The 19,116-nt window shown below is 68.6% G+C and carries 13 protein-coding genes; 10 read left to right on the top strand and 3 right to left on the bottom strand.

The window, feature by feature from the left end:
• Positions 1-2: 2 nt before the first annotated feature.
• The 4 genes from pssA (at position 3) to ABE505_RS01495 (ending at position 2,356) form a co-directional block, all read left to right on the top strand.
• Entirely contained in the window at positions 3-773 is a 771-nt protein-coding gene (pssA, locus tag ABE505_RS01510) for a CDP-diacylglycerol--serine O-phosphatidyltransferase (RefSeq protein WP_346441666.1), read from the top strand.
• The gene (locus ABE505_RS01505) at positions 770-1,024 is read left to right on the top strand and encodes a hypothetical protein (protein ID WP_346441665.1); all 255 of its coding nucleotides are present in this window, start codon (positions 770-772) and stop codon (positions 1,022-1,024) included. Before pssA ends, ABE505_RS01505 begins: the two co-directional genes overlap by 4 nt.
• Before the next feature lies 1 nt (position 1,025).
• Complete coding sequence (gene rimI / locus ABE505_RS01500; RefSeq protein ID WP_346441664.1) at positions 1,026-1,514, top strand: ribosomal protein S18-alanine N-acetyltransferase; 489 nt, start codon at positions 1,026-1,028, stop codon at positions 1,512-1,514.
• Between the two features lie 68 nt (positions 1,515-1,582).
• The gene (locus tag ABE505_RS01495; protein ID WP_346441663.1) at positions 1,583-2,356 is read left to right on the top strand and encodes an NYN domain-containing protein; all 774 of its coding nucleotides are present in this window, start codon (positions 1,583-1,585) and stop codon (positions 2,354-2,356) included.
• Positions 2,357-2,398: 42 nt separating this feature from the next.
• Here ABE505_RS01495 and ABE505_RS01490 read toward each other — a convergent pair whose 3' ends face one another.
• Positions 2,399-4,633 (bottom strand): primosomal protein N', encoded by a 2,235-nt coding sequence (locus ABE505_RS01490; RefSeq protein WP_346441662.1) that lies wholly within the window; start codon positions 4,631-4,633, stop codon positions 2,399-2,401.
• A 508-nt stretch (positions 4,634-5,141) separates the two neighbouring features.
• On the opposite strand from ABE505_RS01490, the gene ABE505_RS01485 reads away from it, so the two are divergent.
• The gene (locus tag ABE505_RS01485; protein ID WP_346441661.1) at positions 5,142-6,122 is read left to right on the top strand and encodes a sigma-70 region 4 domain-containing protein; all 981 of its coding nucleotides are present in this window, start codon (positions 5,142-5,144) and stop codon (positions 6,120-6,122) included.
• A complete protein-coding gene (locus ABE505_RS01480) occupies positions 6,109-6,738 on the top strand; it encodes a DUF3106 domain-containing protein (protein ID WP_346441660.1) in 630 nt (209 codons plus the stop codon). Before ABE505_RS01485 ends, ABE505_RS01480 begins: the two co-directional genes overlap by 14 nt.
• A gap of 13 nt (positions 6,739-6,751) precedes the next feature.
• On the opposite strand, the gene ABE505_RS01475 is transcribed toward ABE505_RS01480, so the two are convergent.
• The gene (locus ABE505_RS01475; protein ID WP_346441659.1) at positions 6,752-7,876 is read right to left on the bottom strand and encodes a DUF3667 domain-containing protein; all 1,125 of its coding nucleotides are present in this window, start codon (positions 7,874-7,876) and stop codon (positions 6,752-6,754) included.
• A 195-nt stretch (positions 7,877-8,071) separates the two neighbouring features.
• Between ABE505_RS01475 and ABE505_RS01470 the strand changes: the two genes are divergently transcribed.
• Complete coding sequence (locus ABE505_RS01470) at positions 8,072-9,451, top strand: MATE family efflux transporter (protein WP_346441658.1); 1,380 nt, start codon at positions 8,072-8,074, stop codon at positions 9,449-9,451.
• Positions 9,452-9,571: 120 nt separating this feature from the next.
• Complete coding sequence (gene sppA, locus ABE505_RS01465) at positions 9,572-11,467, top strand: signal peptide peptidase SppA (RefSeq protein ID WP_346441657.1); 1,896 nt, start codon at positions 9,572-9,574, stop codon at positions 11,465-11,467.
• 89 nt (positions 11,468-11,556) lie between these two features.
• On the opposite strand, the gene ABE505_RS01460 is transcribed toward sppA, so the two are convergent.
• The gene (locus ABE505_RS01460; protein ID WP_346441656.1) at positions 11,557-12,582 is read right to left on the bottom strand and encodes a sugar kinase; all 1,026 of its coding nucleotides are present in this window, start codon (positions 12,580-12,582) and stop codon (positions 11,557-11,559) included.
• Positions 12,583-12,779: 197 nt separating this feature from the next.
• Here ABE505_RS01460 and ABE505_RS01455 point away from each other — a divergent pair, with 197 nt between their 5' ends.
• Positions 12,780-15,557 carry a TonB-dependent receptor gene (locus ABE505_RS01455; RefSeq protein ID WP_346441655.1) on the top strand — a complete coding sequence of 926 codons (2,778 nt, stop codon included), beginning with the start codon at positions 12,780-12,782 and terminating at the stop codon, positions 15,555-15,557.
• A gap of 264 nt (positions 15,558-15,821) precedes the next feature.
• Positions 15,822-18,956, top strand: a complete 3,135-nt coding sequence (locus tag ABE505_RS01450) for a TonB-dependent receptor (RefSeq protein WP_346441654.1) — start codon at positions 15,822-15,824, stop codon at positions 18,954-18,956.
• Positions 18,957-19,116: the final 160 nt, after the last annotated feature.

Raw genomic sequence — 19,116 nt, 5'->3', positions numbered from 1 at the left:
CGATGAGCGAGACCGACCCCACGCCGCGCCGCGGCCGCGGCATCTACCTGTTGCCGAACCTGTTCACCACCGGCGGCCTGTTCGCCGGCTTCTTCGCAATCATCGCCGCGTCCCAGGGCCGGTTCACCGCTGCATGCCTGGCGATCTTCGTGGCCGCGATCCTCGACGGCATCGATGGGCGCGTCGCACGGCTCACCAATACCCAGAGCGAGTTCGGCGTCCAGTACGACTCGCTCGCCGATCTGATCAGCTTCGGCATGGCGCCGGCGATGGTCATGTACCACTGGGCGCTGCTGTCGCTGCGGCTCGACGGGCCGACGCTGGGCAAGATCGGCTGGCTGGGGGCCTTCCTCTACGCCGCATGCGCCGCGCTGCGGCTGGCGCGATTCAACAGCCAGGTCGCGACGGTCGACAAACGCTATTTCGTCGGGCTGGCGAGCCCGGCCGCAGCCGGCTTGATGGCCAGTTTCGTCTGGACCTGCCACGAGTTGGAGTTCAGTGGCGACGACCTGCGCTTTTTGGCCCTCGGGGTGACCGTCGTGGCGGCGCTGCTGATGGTCAGCCGTATCCGCTACACCAGCTTCAAGGGCAGTGGCCGTGGCCCGCGTTCGGACCGGGTGCCGTTCGTGGCGCTGGTGGTCGCGGTCGGCATTCTGATCGCGTTGTGGGTGGATCCGCCCAAGACCTTGCTCGCCGCGTCGTTGCTGTACGCGCTGTCAGGCCCGGTGCTGTGGTGCCTGCGGCGGCGAGGCGGCGCGGGAGCGACGCCATGACCTGGGATGCGCTGCAGTGCGCCGCGCTCGATGCGCTCGGGCACGTGCGCTATCGCGCGCAGCTGCCTGGACAGACGCTGCCCGACGATGCGTTGCTCGATGCCTTGCTGCGCGCGGCCGGTCGCAGCCGCGATGCCGAGGACGCCTTCGCGATCTATCGCAGCCTGGGCGAACTGCGGACGCTGCGCGATGCCCAGGCCAAGCGCGCGCTGTGGCCGGCGCTGCGGCGTCTGCGCGTGCGCGCAGGCTGACATGGACGCGCCGATCGACATGCCGACGCTGCGCGCCGCCGCAGCGACGTTGCGGCCGATGCGGGACGACGACCTGGATGCGGTGATGGCGGTCGAACTGCGTGCCTACCCGTTTCCGTGGACACGCGGCATTTTCGAAGATTGCCTGCGCGCGGGCTATCCGGCCTGGGTGCTGCATGCCGATGCCGACATCCTGGGCTACGGCGTACTGAGTATCGCGGCCGGTGAGGCGCACGTGCTCAATGTCTGCGTCGATCTCCATGTCCAGGGCTGCGGACTGGGGCGGCGCCTGTTCCGCGCACTGGTGGACACCGCGCGCCGCCATGGCGCACAGCGGGTGTTCCTGGAAGTACGTCCGTCCAACCCGCATGCGATCGCGCTCTATCACGACGAGGGCTTCAACGAGATCGGCCGCCGCCCGCGCTACTACCCGGCCCATCACGGGCGCGAAGACGCGATCGTGATGGCGCGCGAACTGCTCGACCCCTGAAGGCGCAGCGCTGGCGCCGGATCGGGCAGACTGGCGCTCTCGCGCATAGCGCCCACAGGAGCACGGCCATGCACGGCCAACGGATCGACGACGAGAAACGCATCGCGCTACTGATCGATGCCGATAACGCCCCGGCCTCCAAGATCGATGTGATCCTGGCCGAAATCGCTCGGCACGGCGTGGCCAATGTGCGCCGCGCCTACGGCAACTGGAAGAGCCAGCATTTGTCGGGATGGGAGAAGGTGCTGCACGAGTACGCGATCCGTCCGATCCAGCAGTTTGCCTACAGCACCGGCAAGAACGCCTCGGACATGGCGATGGTCATCGATGCGATGGACCTGATGTACGCGCGCAACCTCGACGGTTTCGCGATTGTGTCGAGCGACGCCGACTTCACGCCACTGGTGATGCGCCTGCGCAACGACGGCTACGGGGTCTACGGGTTCGGGCAGGAAAAGACGCCGGCGCCGTTCGTCAAGGCCTGCTCGACGTTCCTCTACCTCGAGAAACTCCGTGCGCTCGACGAGACCGACAACGGCGGGTCGGTGAAGGCGAGGACGTCGGCAGAGCTGCAGGGCGATCGCGAACTGGTGCAACTGCTGCGCAACGCGGTCGCCGCCGGCGCCGACGACGAGGGCTGGTCGCACCTGGGGGCGGTCGGCAGCCATGTGCGCAACCAGGGGTCGTTCGATGCGCGCAACTACGGCTATCGCAATCTCAGCGCGTTGATCGATGCCGTCGGCCTGTTCGAGGTTCGCCGCGACGGCCAGGCCGTGGAGATCCGCGAGGCGCCGAAGCCCAACCCCAGAAGCCGCAGCCGTCGAGGTGCCTCGGCGGCCTGAGCGCGGGCATCGGGTTGCAACGCCCGTATCCCTTGCCCGGGCTCAGTACAGGTCCACCGGGTCGATATCCAGCGACCAGCGGGTCCGACGGGCTTCGGGGAGCGCATGGAGCGCCGGCAATGTGGCCTCCAGCACGCCATGCAGGCGCGCACGGTGATCGGCGGCCAACAGCAGCTGCGCGCGATAGGTGCCGGCGCGTCTGGGCATGGGGGCGGCGACCGGGCCGTCGAGCGACAGCGTCGGTGCGCCGTTCGCGTCGCGCCCGATGTGGGCGGCGAGCAGCGCGCGGGCCGCGTGCAGGAAGGCCATCGGCGGCTGCGCGTGCGGCGATTCGGCGCGCAGCAGCGCCAGCGGCACGAACGGTGGAAAGCCGGCCGCCTGGCGCTGGTCGAGCTCTTCGGCGGCGAAGGCGTGGTAGCCGCCGTGGACCAGCGTCTGCAGCAGCGCATGGTCGGGGTGGTGGGTTTGCAGCAGCACCTGCCCGGCCTTGTCGGCGCGGCCGGCACGGCCGGCGACTTGGATCAGCAATTGCGCCAGCTTTTCGCCGGCACGGAAATCGGCCGAGAACAGGCCCTCGTCGACGCCGACCACGCAGACCAGCGTCAGGTTCGGCAGGTCGTGGCCCTTGGCGAGCATCTGCGTCCCGATCAGGATGCCCGGGCGTGCGCCCAGTTCGGCGAACAGCCGTTCGAGCGCATCCCGCCGCCGGGTGCTGCCGCGGTCGATCCGCAGCACCGGCACGTCGGCAAAGCGCGCGGCCAGCAGTTCCTCCAGCCGTTCGGTGCCGATGCCCTGCGGCTGCAGGCCCAGGCTGGCGCAGTCGGGGCAGGCCGGTGGTGCGCTCTGTCGGTGGCCGCAATGGTGGCACTGCAGCCGGCGGCCGCCGGCATGCACGGTCATTGGATGGCCTTGCTCGGGGGTGCTGCAACGCGGGCAGTGCGCGCTCCAGCCGCAGTCATGGCATAGCAGCACGGGGGCGTAGCCGCGGCGGTTCTTGAACACCAGCACTTGGCCGCCGGCATAGAGCGCACCGCGGATCGCGACGAGCAGGTCGGGCGACAGGCCGGCTTCGAGCGGGCGCTTGCGGACATCCAGCACGCGGACCGCCGGCGGTCGTGCGCCGCCTGCGCGTTGCGCCAGCCGCAGGTGCCGGTAGCGCCCGGCCACGGCGTTGTGCAGCGACTCGAGCGACGGCGTGGCGCTGCCCAGCAGCACGGGCACGCCCAGCGCCTTGCCGCGTACCAGCGCGAAATCGCGGGCGTGGTAGCGGATGCCGTCCTGCTGCTTGTAGCTGCCGTCGTGCTCTTCATCGACGACGATCAGGCCGGCGTCGGGCAGGGGCACGAACACCGCTGAGCGGGTGCCGACGATCACCCGCGCTTCGCCGCGCCAGGCGGCTGCCCAGACCCGCGCACGCTCGCCATCGCCCAGGCCCGAATGCAAGGCGTGCACCGGCACGCCCAGGCGGGCGCGGAAGCGCGCCAGCGTCTGTGGGGTCAGGCCGATCTCGGGCACCAGCACCAAGGCCTGGCGTCCGCGTGCCAGGCAATGCGCGATGGCCTGCAGGTAGACCTCGGTCTTGCCGCTGCCGGTCACGCCATCGAGCAGCAGCGCGGCGAAACCGTCGGTGGCGGTCACCGCGTCGATCGCGGCGAGTTGCTCGGGATTGGGGGCGGGCCCGGCCTGCGGGGCCGGTGCAAGACCGGACGCGGCGATGGCGATGCGTTCGACCAGGCCACGCGCCGCGAGTGTGCGGGCCGCGCTGCGCCAAGCGGGCAGCAGCAGGTCCAGCGCGTCCTCGTCGCGCGGCGCCGCATGCAGCAGTTCGGCCAATCGGTGCGGGCGTGCGCCTGGCTTCAGGCCCGGCGTCGCCGTCTGGCCGGCCGCGGTCAGTTGCCAGGCCCAGGCATGGGTCTCAGGCAGGGGGTCGCCGCGCCGCAGCGACGCGGGCAGGGCGGTCGCCAGCACTTCGCCCAGCGGGGCGTGGGTGTAGCGCGACAGCCAGCGCAGGGAGGCGTCGAGCTCGCCGGCAAGCAGGGGCGCGTCATCAAGCAGCGCGAGTGCTTCGCGCAGTTGCGGGGCATCGCCGGCCGGTGGGCCCACCTCGGCCACCACGCCGACAAGCTCGCGCGGGCCGAACGGGACCCGCACGCGTCGGCCGACATGCGCAGGCAGGGCGGGCTCGCTGCCGACGGGCGGTCGATAGTCGAACAATCGCGGCAGCGGCACGGGCAGCGCGACGCGGAACACCGCGGGGAGGGAAGCAGATTCGGACACCGGCGCAGTCTAGGCGCTGCGCGACGTCCACGGCAGTCGGGTTCGCGCTGCGGTGGCTGCCGGCAGCGCTGATGCGCCGGGCTCATGGGCGGCGGTGCGAGGCAGCCCAGGGGGGCGCGTCGTTTGCGCGCCGAAGTTGCGGGCAGATTCACGTTTCTGCCGCAAGTGACGGATTGGAAACGAAATCCGGCTTATCCACACGTCCTGTGGATAAGGCTGTGCATGAACGGATTGAACCGCCCCCACAGGCGGGATTCAGTGCGGCTGGCGTTGGGTTGGACAAAAAAGTGCCAAATCTAAATTCCTTTTTTGAATCAAATGCTTGGCCGTGAAACATTTCGGTCATGAGGGGGGCGATGCCGGTTGACTTCAGCCAAATGACAGCTTCGTGAGTCCTGTGCACAACGTCGGCGCGTGTCCGGCGCCTGTGGAAAGCGCGATCGCGCTTGTCAAGACTCGCCTGCATCGGCGTGGAAGCTATGATGCCCGGCCCGAACCGTCCTTCCCGATGCGTCCGTCTCCGTCGTCCGTCCCCGGCAATCCGCCTGCCGCCGCCGCATTCCTGCGTGGCGTGGAGCGGCGCGCGGCGATGTTCGCGCAGTGGCAATGCGGCGATCTGGACACCGGCGATGCCGCGGTGGCCGCGACGATGGCCGAGTTCGTCCGGGGCGCCACCACGGTGCCGTTCGCCGACTGGCCACGTCGTTTCTGGTCGTTGTTGCTGGCCGCTCCGGCGCTGCGCGCGCCCCGGGCCGGCAGCGCAGGCGACGGATTGCCGGCGCTGGACCGCCTGCCCGGCGGTCCGCGCGTCGTCGTGCTGTTGCGGCTGGCGGCCGGCTTGCCCGAACACGAGGCGGCTGCGGTGCTCGGCGTGTCGCGCGCGACCTATCGGCTTGGCCTGCAGCGGGCCTTGCCGCGCGGCGACGATGGCAGCCCCGATGTCGCGGCATGGCGCGCGCTGGCCGCGACCGTTCAATCCGGCATCCGCACCTTGCCGCCCGACCGTCTCGCACGGCTGGCCGCCCTGCGCGAGGCGGCGCTGCGCGGGCGCGCGCCGACGCTGCGGCGCTACCCGGTGGTGCGTGGTGCGGCCGACGTGCAGCCGGATGCAACACAATCGGTGGTGCGTCGCCCGCGCTGGCTCTGGCCGGTGATGGCCGCGGTGGCCTTGGCGACGATGCTGGCGCTGGCTGCCACCTGGATCGGGACGTTGCGCGGTGGCCTGGCCGACGAAGAGATCCGCATCGAGGCGCTGGCCGACAGTGCGCCGGCCGCACGCTACGACGCCCAGGTCGCGCTGGTGACCGAGCGGGACTTCGAACTGCTGTTGGCCCAGGACGCTGACGCCGGATGGCAAGCCGACCCGGCGTTCTTCGCCTGGCTGGCGGCGCAGCGCGATCTACCCCAGGACGAGACCGCCGATGCCCATCTGCAGCCCGTCCAGACCGATGACGATGGCGAACCGGAGACCAGCGATGCGGAGCTGTGAACGCGCATTGCGCCTGCTCGGTGCGCCATTGCTGCTGCTGGCTGGCAGCGCTTTGGCATTGCCGGCTGCCTTGCCGCTCGAGCGGCTGCCTGACGGGGACCGGGCCCGGCTGACCGAGCGGGCGGCGCGGCTGGCCACGATGTCGGCTGCCGAGCGCGAGGCGCTGGCGGCACGGCAAGCGGCCTGGGCGGCGTTGCCGGCGGCTGAACGCGCGCGCCGTCGCCTGGCATTCGAGGCGGTGTCCGACCTGCCCGACGCCGAGCGCGCGCGGTTGCAGCAGGCGGCCACCTATTTCGACAGCCTGCCCGAAGACGAGCGGCAAGCGCTGCGCCTACGCTTCGAGCAGTTGGACCTGGGCCTGCGCCGGGGCTGGCTGCTCGGCCCGACCCTGGGAGCCGCGTGGCCGCGGTTGCATCCGCTGTTTGCGGCGATGCCCGATGCCCAGCGTGCGCCTGCGATCGCGGCGTTGCGGGCGGCGTCCCCTCAGGCGCTGGCCGATCTGACGCTGCTGGCGCAACGCACGCCGCCCCAGGATCGCGATGCCCTGCGGCGCCAGTGGCTGGCGGTGCCGGCGCCCGAGCGCGACGCTTGGTTGCGCGCTCGCGTGTCGCCCTGAGCGCCCCCGGCGCTCAGGCCGCGTACAGCGCGTAGCCGGCCATCGGGATCGCCACGCTCATGAACAGCACGACGTACATCTGGCCAATCGCCGCAAACTTGACCAGCGTCCACGGCCACGACTGGCCATAGACGCGTTTCTGCATCGCCAGCAAGTACAGCGGCAGCGAGCACAGCAATAGTGTCTGCGCCCAGGCGAGCGCACGCGCCGCCCAGCCCATCTGGGGCGAAAGCCAGTTGCCAGCGAGGGCGCAGCAGAACACCAGCAGCAGGCCGAGCATCAGCGCCGCGTGGCTGTAGAGCGCGATGACGACATGCTCCAGGTACAGCCGGCGCTGGAATATGTAGAACAGCTTGAGCAGAAGCGCGAACAACGGGACCAGGATGAACAGCGTCGTCGGCGCAGCGCCGAGCAGCGCACGACTGAAGACGCCGGGGTCGTCGCGCATGCGGCCGAGGTTGCGTTCGATGCGTTCGCCAAGCGGTCCGCCGATGATCGGCGGCGCCGGCCTGCGTGGGGCAGGTGTCGCATCGCGGCCCACCGCCTCGCCTTGGGCCGCGCTGACCGCGGGGCCTGCGTCTGCTTCGGCGCCTGCGCCGAGCGCGTCGATCCGCGCCTGCGCCTGCTGGCGGAGCAGTGCCTCGACCCCGTCAAGCTGCGGCCCGGCGCCAGGGATCGCGCCGGTGACGAGGCGGGCCTCTTCCAGGTCGGCGAGCACATCGTCGCGCACCCGTACGACCTCGGCGACGGTCGTTGCCGCGGCGATACGCCCACGCGTCTCGCGGTCGAGGCTGTCTGCTGCGATGTCGAACGTCGCGCCATCGACGAGAAACTTGGCGACGAAGAAGGTCAGTAGCGTGAGGATCACGAACAGCCGCATCGGCGCGACATAGCGCACCCGCTGCCCGGCCAGGTAGCGCGTCGCGATACGGCCCGGCACCAACAGGTCTCGCACAGTCCGGAAGATACGTCCATCAAGATGCCAGAACGATTCGAACACCTCCTCGATCGCATGGCTGGCGTGGCGGACCGGGCTGTGGGTGGACTGGCCGCAGCGGTGGCAGAACGCGCCCTGCAGCGGGGCCGCGCAGTTCTCGCAGGCAGTGGGCGCCGAATCGCGCGCGTGGGCATGAGGCATGGGACGCACCGGCTGGTGTGGCGGCGGACGAAGCGCGCGACGGGAGCGCGCGGTCGCGATTGCGCGGCAGCCCGCCGGCCGATGGCCGTTCCCCCGGGCGATGCGCGATACCCGTAAAATAGCGGACTTGCGCGCCCCGGCGCCAGCGCACGCATCGGTTTCGTACGCGCGGCCGCAGTCGCCAGAGTCGGTCTTATGTCCTCCCCGCCCGCCATCCCGCGCTTCGGTCACGAAGTGCGTCATACGGCTCTCCTTGCCGCCCCCCTGGTTGCCGGTCACGTGGCCACCGGCCTGATCGGCTTCGTCGATTCGGTGATCGCCGGTCACCACGGCACCAACACGCTGGCGGCCGTCGCGGTCGGGACGGCGATTTTCTGGCTGCCGCTGATGGTGCCCATGGGCACCTTGATGGCCGTGCCGCCCTCGGTGTCGCAGCTCGACGGCGAAGGGCGCCACGCCGAGGTCGGGCCGCTGTTCCGGCAGGCCCTGTGGCTGGCCGCCGGGTTGGGCGCATTGCTGCTGGTTCTGCTGACGCTGTTGGCCAACGCGCTGGGGCCGCTCGGCATCGCGCCGGATATCGTGCCTGGCGCGACCGCGTTCCTACACGGCATTCGCTGGGGCGTGCCGGCGCTGACGCTGTATTTCTGCATGCGCTATCTGAGCGACGGCATCCACTGGACCCTGCCGACGATGCTGTTCGGCTTCGGCGGGCTGCTGGTGCTGGTGCCGACCGGCTACGCACTTGCGTTCGGCTGGGGGCCGTTCCCCGAACGTGGCGCCGGCGGCCTGGGCCTGGCTTCGGCGATCATGATGTGGCTGCAGGCGCTGGGCTTTGCGACGTATCTGGCGGTGTCCAGGCGCTTCGCCCGCTACGCGCTGTTCTCGCGGTTCGATCCGCCGCGCTGGTCGAAGATCGGTCCGCTGCTGCGGACCGGGCTGCCGATCGGGGTGACGGTCACAATGGAGGGCAGCCTGTTCGTGGTGACCGCGCTGTTGATCGGCCGGCTCGGCGAGATCGAGGCCGCGGCGCACCAGATCGCCATCAATGTCGCCGCCCTGTGCTTCATGGTGCCGTTCGGGCTGGCCGAGGCGACCACGGTGCGTGTGGGCAATGCGATCGGTCGCGGGCTCGGCAGCGCCGGCGTGCGCCGCGCCGGGTTCGCGGGGCTGGCCCTGGTGCTGGCGACCCAGACTATCTCCGGCATCGCCCTGCTGTTGGGCCACGACCACGTGGTCCGCGCCTATACCCAGGATGCCGCGGTCGCGTCGCTGGCCGGCGCACTGCTGCTCTACGCCGCGGCGTTCCAGTTTCCCGACGGCATCCAGGCGTTGTCGGCCGGCGCGCTGCGCGGCCTCAAGGACACCCGGGTGCCGATGTTCCTGGCTGCCGCGGCCTACTGGGGCGTGGGCATGGCGCTGGGTGCGGGCCTGGGCCTTGGCCTGGGCTGGGGACCGAAAGGCATGTGGATCGGACTGATCGCCGGCCTGTCAGTGGCCGCGGTGCTGCTGGGCGGCCGGTTCCTGCGCACCAGCCGGCGCGTGACGACGCCGTTGGCGTCTCGGCTGTCACAGTGACCACCGGCGCATGCATTCGGCCGGCTGCCCGGGTAGTCTGCCGCGGTGGACCGGAGCGTGCGTGGCATTGCCCACACCGGCAGCGGATCCGGGCCCTTTTCTAATGGAGTCGTATCGAGCATGAGTACCGTTGTGCAGCCCCCGCGCGCGCCGTTGGCGCGCTTCATCGTCGGTCTCTGGGACGGCATGAACTTCATCCGCAGGCTGATCTTGAACCTGCTGTTCTTCGGTCTGTTGTTCCTGTTCGCACTGCTGGTGCTGCTGGCGATCGTGGGTGGCGGCTCGCGGCAGGCGCCGTTGCTCGACCGCACGACGCTGGTGATCGCGCCCGAGGGCGCGTTGGTGGAGCAGTACCGAAGCGATCCGCTGACGCGCGCGCTGGCCGAAAGCGGCGGCGGTGGCAGCGGGGAAGTGCAACTGCGCGACGTGCTGCGCGCGCTCGAGGCCGCCAAGCAGGACGATCGGATCGAGCGCGTGCTGCTGCGGACCGACCGGTTGACGTTCTCGGGCTATGCGTCGATGCGCGAGATCGCCGAGGCGCTGGCCGAACTGCGCGCGGCCGGCAAGCAAGTGGTCGCATTCGGCGAGTACTTCGGCCAGCAGCAGTACCTGCTCGCCGCGCAGGCCGACGAGGTCTATCTCGATCCCGAGGGCGGCATGATGCTCGAAGGCCTGAGCGGCTATCGCCAGTACTACCGCGAAGCGCTGGCCGACAAGCTCTCGGTGGACATGCACTTGTTCAAGGTCGGCGAGTACAAGTCCGCGGCCGAGCCCTTCATTCTCGACGGCGCGTCGCCCGAGTCGAAGGAAGCCGACCTGTACTGGATGAACGACATCTGGCAGCGGCACGTAGCCGACATCGCCAAGGCGCGCGGGCTGACGTCTGAGGCGATCAACGCCGAGATCGAGACCTTGCCGGCCGGCATCGCTGCGGCGCAGGGCGACCTCGCCCAGTACGCGCTCGACCATGGCTACGTGGACGGGCTCAAGACCTTCGAGGAAGTCGAGCAGTTGCTGGCCGAGCGCGGCGTCGCCGACGACGATGCCGACGGCGGGTTCCGCCAGATTGCGATGCGCGATTTCCTGGCCCATGTCGAGCCGCGCGCCACCGACCGGCGTGCGCAGGTTGCGGTGGTCGTCGCCGAGGGCGGCATCACCGGCGGCGAGCAGCCCCCGGGCACGATCGGCGGTGAGTCGACCTCGGCGCTGCTGCGCGAGGCGCGCGAGGACGAGCACGTCAAGGCGGTCGTGCTGCGCGTGGACTCCGGCGGTGGCGAGGTGTTCGCCTCCGAGCAGATCCGCCGCGAAGTCGACGCGCTCAAGGCCGAGGGCAAGCCGGTGGTCGTGTCGATGGGCGATGTTGCGGCATCGGGCGGCTACTGGATCAGCATGAACGCCGACCGCATCTATGCCGATGCCTCGACCATCACCGGCTCGATCGGCATCTTCGCGCTGGTGCCGACGTTCCCGCGCACGCTCGAGAAGATCGGTGTGCGCACCGACGGCGTGGGCACGACCCGCTTCGCCGGCGCCTTCGATCTGTCGCGCGAGCTGCAGCCCGAGGCCGGGCAGGCGATTCAGGCGATCATCGACCGCGGCTACCGCAACTTCATCGGCAAGGTCGGCGAGGCGCGCGGCCGCAGCAGCGAGGAGATCGACACCGTCGCACGCGGCCGCGTGTGGAGTGGCACCCAGGCGCTCGACCGCGGCCTGGTCGACGAACTCGGCGGCCTGCGCACCGCGATCGCCAAGGCGGCCGAACTCGCCGAACTCGGTGCCGACCGCTGGCGCGTGCGCTACATCGAGAAGACCGCAACGCCGTTTGGGCGGTTCCTGACCGGCCTGGTCAGCGGCCGCGCCGGTAGCCTGCTGTTCGGCCACAGCGACCTCGCGCGCGGGCTGCTGTCGCGCGCCGCGCCGCGGGCCGAACAGGACCTGCGCCTGCTCGAGAGCGTGATGACGCCGGTGCCCGGCAAGCCGGTGAAGGCCGTCGCCTACTGCTTCTGCGAACTCTAGCCCGTCACGCGCAAAGCCAAACCGGGGTCAGAGTGCAATTCTTTTTGAATTTGCACTCTGACCCCGGTTTTTTCTGACCCCGGTTCTTTTCAGCGGCGCACGTCCAGGCGGCCGCTGTCCACGAGGGCTGCGACGTCGTCCGCGCCGACGAGGTTGAAGTCGCCGGGGACACTGTGCTTGAGGCGCGCGGCGCCCAGGCCGAATGCCAGGGCCTGCGCGTCAGCCATGCCCGACAGCACGCCGTGCAACACGCCGGCGGCGAAGGCGTCGCCGCCGCCGATGCGGTCGACGATGCCGTCGACCGGCAGCGGGTCGAGTCGGTGGACCGCGCCGTCCCGGCGCACGAGCAGGGCGCCGAGCATGTGCGTGTCGACGTTGCGCACGTCGCGCTGGGTGCAGGCGATCCGCTGCAGGTGGGGGAAGGCCGCGAACGCACGCGCGGCGGCGGCGATGGTGCGCTCGGCCGCTGGCAGGCCCGCCTCGTCGGTCTTCGGACCCAGGATCAGGTCGACGTCGCGATGGTCGATGAAGGCGATGTCGGCCTTGGCGATCAGGGCATGGAGCAGCGGCGCCGGCCGGTCGTTCCAGGTGGCCCACAGCTTCGGGCGGAAGTTGCCGTCGAACGACACCAGCGCGCCGCATGATCGCGCGGCACGGACGGCCTCGGCGGCGGCCTGCGCGCTGGTCGGGCCGACCGCGGCGGTCACGCCGGACACATGCAGGCAGTTGATGCCGTCCAACAGCGACGGCCAGGCGTAGGTCTCGGCGGCTGCACGCGCGAACGCCGAGTCGGCGCGGTCGTAGACGACATCGCTGGGGCGCAGACCCGCGCCGCTCGCCAGGAAGTACAGCCCCATGCGACCCGGCACCCGACGCACGCGCGACACGTCGACGCCGTGTCGGCGCAACTCGCCGAGCGCCGCCTCGCCGAGCGCGTTGTCGGCGACCGTACCCGCGAAGGCGCTGTCGTGGCCGAACCGGGCGAGCGAGACCGCGACATTGGCTTCCGCGCCGCCGACATGAACCTGCAGTTGCCGGCTCTGCAGCAGCAGCTCGCGCCCCGGCGCGCCTAGGCGCAGCAGCAGTTCGCCGAAACAGAGGATGCGCTTGCCCATGCGTGATGCCCTGTGGGATGGGCCGGCGCCGCGCGCTGGCCGGGGGTGAGTCTGTCGCGCCGCAGCATGCGTCGCTGACAGTGTTCTGATAGCGTTTGGCCCGCGGTGTCATTTTGGGCGCCGTCACCACATTAGCAAGCGCGACGATGCAGTCAAGCCGCGCCACACCATGCACCGGGCACCCTGGGAGGGGACGTATGAGGCAGTGGGTCGATTCAAAAAAGACACCGGTTACCTTGTTGGCGACCGGCATCGCGCTGGCGCTCCAGGCGGCCGCTTTCCCGGTGCTCGCGCAGCAGGCCACCGGTACTGACGATCAGGCCGCCGAACTCGATACGGTGCGGGTGGTCGGCTACCGCGCAAGCGTGGAAAAGGCGCTCGACATCAAGCGCGGCGAGGCCGGCGTGGTCGATGCGATCGTCGCCGAGGACATCGGCAAGTTCCCGGATCTCAATCTCGCCGAATCGCTGCAGCGCATTCCCGGTGTGGTGATTGCGCGTGACGCGGGCGAAGGCCGACAGATCACCGTGCGCGGGCTGGGCCCTGACTTCACGCGCGTGCGCATCAATGGCATGGAAGCGCTGACGACCGTCGGCGGATCCGACCAGAGCGGCGGCGCCAACCGTGGACGCGGCTTCGACTTCAACGTGTTCGCCTCCGATCTGTTCTCGCAGCTGATCGTGCGCAAGACCGCGTCGGCGGACGTGGAAGAGGGCTCACTCGGTGCGACGGTCGACCTGCGTACCGCGCGCCCTTTCGACTACGACGGCCTCACCGTCGTCGCCAGCGGTCAGGCGAGCTACAGCGACATGGCGGCGAAGGCCGACCCGCGGGTCGCCGGCCTGATCGCCAATACCTGGGCCGACGGTCGTTTCGGCGCCTTGCTTTCGGTCGCTTATAGCGAGCGGCAGACGCTGGAGGAAGGCAGTGGCACCGGACGCTGGGCCAACGGGCCGAGCAATGGCGGCTTCAATGGATGTCCCACGGCGACGAATCCGATCAACACCTCGCCGTTCCCGGACGCGTGTCGAAGCGACGTCTATCATCCGCGCTTCCCGCGTTACACCTTGATGGAGCACGACCAGAAGCGCACCGGCGTGACGGCGTCGCTGCAGTTCAAACCCACCGATCGCCTGGAGTTCGCGCTCGATGGCCTGTACTCGAAGATTGACGCTGTGCGCGACGAAAAGTACATCGAGGCAATCTCGTTCAGTCGCAGCCGTGCTGGCAAGCCGCAGACGATCGTTCGCGACGGCGTCGTCGATGACCGCGGCGCGCTGATCTACGGTCAGTTCGACAATGTCGACATCCGTTCCGAGAGCCGCCACGACGAATGGAATACTGTCTTCACTCAACTCACCTTGGACGGCAAGTTCGCCGTCACCGACGACTTCACGCTGTCGGGAAGGATCGGAACGTCGAAATCCGAACATGAGAATCCGATCCAGACCACCATCATCATGGACAAGCTTGATGTCGACGGGTACAGCTACGACTACCGCGGCGATCCCTACCGGCCGGTGCTGAGCTATGGCATCGATCCGCTCGATCCCGCCGGCTGGACGCTCGCCGAAATACGCCTGCGGCCGCAGTACGTCGAGAACAAGTTCGACAACGCGCAGATCGACTTCAACTGGAACATCAGTCCGGGCTTCCGCCTCAAGGGCGGTGTGCAGGCCAAGGACTACACGTTCTCGACTCGCGAACTGCGACGGAAATCAGAAGGCGCCGTTCCGGCGTTCGCCGATGGCAGCCAGATCGTACCTTCCGATCTCACCAGCACCGGTACTCTGAGCGGCATAGGCGGTTCGCCCGGACGCTGGGCGATCCCCAGCTACGCGCGTATCGCCGACTACTTCGACATCTACAGCGGCCAGGGCACATTCGCGCTGACTGAGCGTGCGGTCAATACACGCAGCGTCGAGGAGCAGGATCGCGGCATTTACTTGCAGGGCGAGTTCTCGACCGATCTGGGCAACATTCCGTTCTCGGGCAACTTCGGCGTGCGTTACGTGCGCACCAAGCAGTCTTCTACTGGCATCGCAACCGCCAGCGGCACCCCGGTCACCTCGACGGTGTCGCGCGAGTACAGCGATACGCTACCGTCGATGAACCTCGTCGCTGAGATCGCGCCGGACTTCCTGATCCGTTTCGGCGCCGCGCGCGTGATGTCGCGGCCCGGCCTGGGTTCGTTGACGCCGGGCGTCACGGTCAACGTCAGTGGTGGTGCGCGTACCGTCAGCGGCGGCAATCCCACGCTCGAGCCGGTGCGCGCCGACACTGCCGATCTGGGCTTCGAATGGTATTTCGACGAAGGCGCGATGCTCGGGCTCGGCCTGTTCTACAAAGACCTCAAAACGACCATTCAACCGTTCCGGGAAGTGCGCAGCTACGCGTCCAGTGGGCTGCCCGCAAGCCTGCTCGAAGGGACGGGGGCGACTGTCAACGACGACTTTGTCTTCAGCGTGCCGCTCAACACGCCTGGCGGTCCGCTCAAGGGCTTCGAGGCGAACTACGTCCAGCCCTTCACGTTCCTGCCCGGCGTGTGGCGCAACTTCGGCGTCCAGCTCAACTACACCTATGTCGACACCGACATCCAGTACGTCACGGCGAGCGGCGCGACCTCGCTGCGTGAGCGTCTGCTCGGCTCGTCGAAGCGCTCCTGGAACGCGACATTGTTCTACGAGGGCGAGAGCTTCTCGGGACGCGTGTCCGCGACCAACCGTGACGAATACCTGATCCTGGTGCCGGGCCAGGAGGCGGGCTTCACCGAGGACGTGCACGGACAGAATGGGACCACGACGATCGATGCGTCGCTGCGCTACCGGATCAGCGATCAGATCGAACTGAGCCTGGAAGGCATCAACCTCACCAACGAGCCCTCGGAAACCTGGATCGGTGCAGCCTCCCGCCTGCCGCTCGACTACAGCCAGACCGGCCGCCAGTACCTGCTGGGTCTGCGCTACAAGTTCTGATCCTGCTGTGCGACAAGACGGGGCGGCCTTCGGGTCGCCCCGTTTTCGTGTCTGCGGACCAGTGGCTTGCAGACGAATAGCGGCACTGTGCTCGATGCGCAGGGCAGGCGCGTTGCACGCATCCGACGTCCTGCTTGTTGCGCTGCAAGATGCACCGCCCGTGTCGGCGCTGTTACCGTTCCGGCCCGAATGACCAGCGGTGTCATTTCGGGGGCGGTGATGGTCCATCTGCTCGACGCGCGATACAGGGGGAGGAGCCCGACCATGCAAGACACGACCGATCGCTTGAATACACCGGTTTCCATGCTCGCGGCCGGGATCGCCTTCGTACTGGCTTCGCCGGTCTTCGCGCAGCAGGCAGAAGGCCCGACTCACGTGTCCGACATGGCGGCGGTCACGGTCACCGGCTATCGCGAAAGCCTGCAGAAGTCGCTCGACGAGAAGCGCTACAGCATCGAGCAGGTCGATGCGATCTTCGCCGAGGACATCGGCAAGTTCCCCGACCAGAATCTGGCCGAGTCGCTGCAGCGCGTGGCCGGCATCTCGATCGATCGCGAGGGCGGCGAGGGCCAGCGGATCTCCGTGCGCGGTCTGGGCTCGGACTTCACCCGCGTGCGCCTCAATGGCCTGGAAGCGCTGGCGACAGCCGGCAGCGGCAGCGCGGGCGTCAATCGCTCGCGCGGTTTCGACTTCAACACCTTCGCCTCCGAGCTCTTCAGCCAGGTCAAGGTCAACAAGACCCAGTCGGCGCAGATGGACGAAGGCTCGCTGGGGTCGACGGTCGACCTGCGCGGCTCGCGCCCGTTCGATTTCGACGGCTTCCGCGCCTCGGCCAGCGGACAACTGGGCTACAACCAATTGTCGGAGGAGAGCGACCCGCGGGTGTCGGGCCTGATCAGCAACACCTGGGCCGATGGCCGGGTCGGGGCCTTGCTGTCGGCGTCCTACAGTGAACGCTCGATCTTCGAGGAAGGCTACAACCCGGTGCGTTGGGAACACGGCAACCACCGCAATGCCAACCAGTCCAACGCCAACAACAACGGCACCTACGGCTTCTGTTCGCCCGTGGGCTACGACCCGCAGACCCCACGCAATCCCACGTCCGGCGAGCTGGGCAATCCGAAAAGCAATAACGGCTATGGCACCTGGGGCATCGACGCGGCCCATTGCGGTACCGGGCTGCCGCGGCCGGAAGGCTCGCAGGCGAACATCGACGCCTACGAGACCGCGACCAACGCCTGGATTCCGCGCTACCCGCGCTACATCCGCACCAAGCACGAGATCGAGCGCCTGGGCGTCACCGGCGCGTTTCAGTTCCGAATCAGCGACGACACCCTGCTGAGCTTCGATGCGATGTACTCGAAGCTCGACAAGGACCAGCGCGAGGATTCGCTCGGCGCCAATCTGCACCGCGCGGCCAATCTCGGCGGCAAGACCCAGATCATCGTGCGCGAGGCCCAGGTCGATGAGCGCAATCGTCTGGTCTACGGCGTGTTCGACAATGTCGACTTCCGTACCGAGTCGAGCCAGATCGAGGAATCGACCGAGTTCAAGCAGTTCAGCCTGCAGCTCGAGCACCGCTTCAACGACGCCGTCCGCCTGGACGCCACGCTCGGCCATTCAGTGTCCGACTATGCGCGGCCGGTGTTCTCGATGGTCAGCTTCGACAACGCCAATCTCGACGGTTTCGTGCTGGACATGCGCGGCGATGCGCGGATGCCCAGCATGACGTTTCCGTTCGACACCAGCAGCGCCGATGCCTGGTCGTGGCTGGGCTACGGCGCTGTGCCGGTGAACGCCAACGGCACCGCGCGCGGCGCCAACATCAGCGAGGTGCGGCTCAACCCGAGCTACGTGAAGAACGCCTTCGATACCGCCAAGGTGGACCTGGCCGTCGACGTCACCCCGAGCCTGACCTTCCGCACCGGCCTGGCATGGAAGGACTACGAGATGCGCAGCCAGGAATATCGCCACATCAGCTACGGACGTCTGCCGCAGGCGCTGCCGGCCGGGGTGACGCTGGCCGATCTGAGCACCACGCTCGACGGCTTCGGCAAGAATCTCTCCGGCAACATGCCGGCCTCGTGGCTGATCCCGGACTTCGATCGCATCGCCGATCTGCTCGATATCTACAGCAACGCCGAGAACGGGATGCCCGGTGGCGACTATCGGCTGGCCGGCATCGGCCATTTCGGTGCCTCGAACAACAACTTCGAGGTCACCGAGCGCAGCATGGCGGTCTACGGCCAGCTCGATTTCAACACTGACCTGCTCGAGCGCGCGCTGCGCGGCAATGTCGGTGTGCGCGTGGTCCGGACCCAGATCGACGCCTCGGGCTGGGCGCCGTGCCCGGCGGGCGGCGAAGCCAACTGCGAACGTTTCTTCGGCGTCGCCAGCGCGACCGCCGATGCCGGCGAGCGTCTGCTGGTGGGGACGAGGGTCGGCCACAGCTACACCGACGTGCTGCCGTCGCTGAACCTGTCGTGGGACGTGGCCGAGAACGTCGTGCTGCGCTTGGGCGCCGCCAAGACCATGGCCAGGCCGACCTTGACCTATATGTCGCCCAGCGTCAGCGGCGGGCCGACGAACTTCTTCGACGATGGGCGGGTGTTCTCGATCAACCTCGGCAATCCCAAGCTCGATCCGTTCCGCTCGACCAACTACGACCTCAGCGCCGAGTGGTACTTTGCCGAAGGGGGCCTGCTGTCGGCGGCGGTGTTCTACAAGGACATCGACAGCTACGTGCAGCGCACCCGCCTGCTGAGCACGTGGGCCGACCTGGGCTACGCCCTCGAGCTGCTGCCGCCGGGCTTCACGCCCGAGACCATCTTCAACGTGCAGAGCTACTACAACACGCCGGGTGGCCCGCTGACGGGCTGGGAGCTGACCTACCAGCAGCCGTTCTCGTTCCTGCCCGGGTTCTGGCGCAACTTCGGCGTGCAGATGAACTACACCCACGTCGATTCGGACATCGAGTACCTGTTCAGCACCGCGGCCAACAGCAATGCCGCGGTGGTGACCCAGGTGACCGAGAACCAGTTGGTCAACCTCTCGCCCAACTCGTACAACGCCACGCTGTACTACGACGACGGCCGCTTCAGCGCGCGCATATCCACCAGCTACCGCGACGGCTACATCGGCGAGGTGCTCAGCCGCGAGAACGTCTGGGACCTGGACGGCAACCAGCTCGCCACGGCCGATGTGACTGGCAAGCACAGCGTGCGCAACGTCGACTTCAACATGGCCTACCGCGTCAACGACAAGCTCAGCCTGACGTTCGAGGCGATCAACCTGCTCGACACCGCCGACCGGCGCTATGTCGATTCGGACCTGATGCTGCCCGACCGCTACACGGTGACCGGGCGGCAGTACTACGTCGGTGCCCGTTATCGCTTCTGAACCGACCCTGCGCCGGGCGCGAGGGTGCGTTCGCCGCTGGCCTTGCGCGCCACTGCGGCGCGAGGCACTGCCTGCCTGGTGCGGGCGTGCGGCCGGGGCGGCATCGTCCGACAATCCGTCCACGTGCCGGCTGCGGCCGGCGCATCTGTCGAGGGAGGCA

Source organism: Luteimonas sp. TWI382, assembly GCF_039674545.1.
GTDB lineage: Bacteria > Pseudomonadota > Gammaproteobacteria > Xanthomonadales > Xanthomonadaceae > Luteimonas.
This window is presented reverse-complemented; position numbering and strand designations above follow the sequence as displayed.

Bases quoted from the DNA above. Each gene is read 5' to 3' on its own strand.
- pssA (WP_346441666.1), top strand. From the start codon at position 3: ATGAGCGAGACCGACCCCACGCCGCGCCGCGGCCGCGGCATCTACCTG.
- ABE505_RS01505 (WP_346441665.1), top strand. From the start codon at position 770: ATGACCTGGGATGCGCTGCAGTGCGCCGCGCTCGATGCGCTCGGGCAC.
- rimI (WP_346441664.1), top strand. From the start codon at position 1,026: ATGGACGCGCCGATCGACATGCCGACGCTGCGCGCCGCCGCAGCGACG.
- ABE505_RS01495 (WP_346441663.1), top strand. From the start codon at position 1,583: ATGCACGGCCAACGGATCGACGACGAGAAACGCATCGCGCTACTGATC.
- ABE505_RS01485 (WP_346441661.1), top strand. From the start codon at position 5,142: ATGCGTCCGTCTCCGTCGTCCGTCCCCGGCAATCCGCCTGCCGCCGCC.
- ABE505_RS01480 (WP_346441660.1), top strand. From the start codon at position 6,109: ATGCGGAGCTGTGAACGCGCATTGCGCCTGCTCGGTGCGCCATTGCTG.
- ABE505_RS01475 (WP_346441659.1), bottom strand. From the start codon at position 7,876: ATGCCTCATGCCCACGCGCGCGATTCGGCGCCCACTGCCTGCGAGAAC.
- ABE505_RS01470 (WP_346441658.1), top strand. From the start codon at position 8,072: ATGTCCTCCCCGCCCGCCATCCCGCGCTTCGGTCACGAAGTGCGTCAT.
- sppA (WP_346441657.1), top strand. From the start codon at position 9,572: ATGAGTACCGTTGTGCAGCCCCCGCGCGCGCCGTTGGCGCGCTTCATC.
- ABE505_RS01460 (WP_346441656.1), bottom strand. From the start codon at position 12,582: ATGGGCAAGCGCATCCTCTGTTTCGGCGAACTGCTGCTGCGCCTAGGC.
- ABE505_RS01455 (WP_346441655.1), top strand. From the start codon at position 12,780: ATGAGGCAGTGGGTCGATTCAAAAAAGACACCGGTTACCTTGTTGGCG.
- ABE505_RS01450 (WP_346441654.1), top strand. From the start codon at position 15,822: ATGCAAGACACGACCGATCGCTTGAATACACCGGTTTCCATGCTCGCG.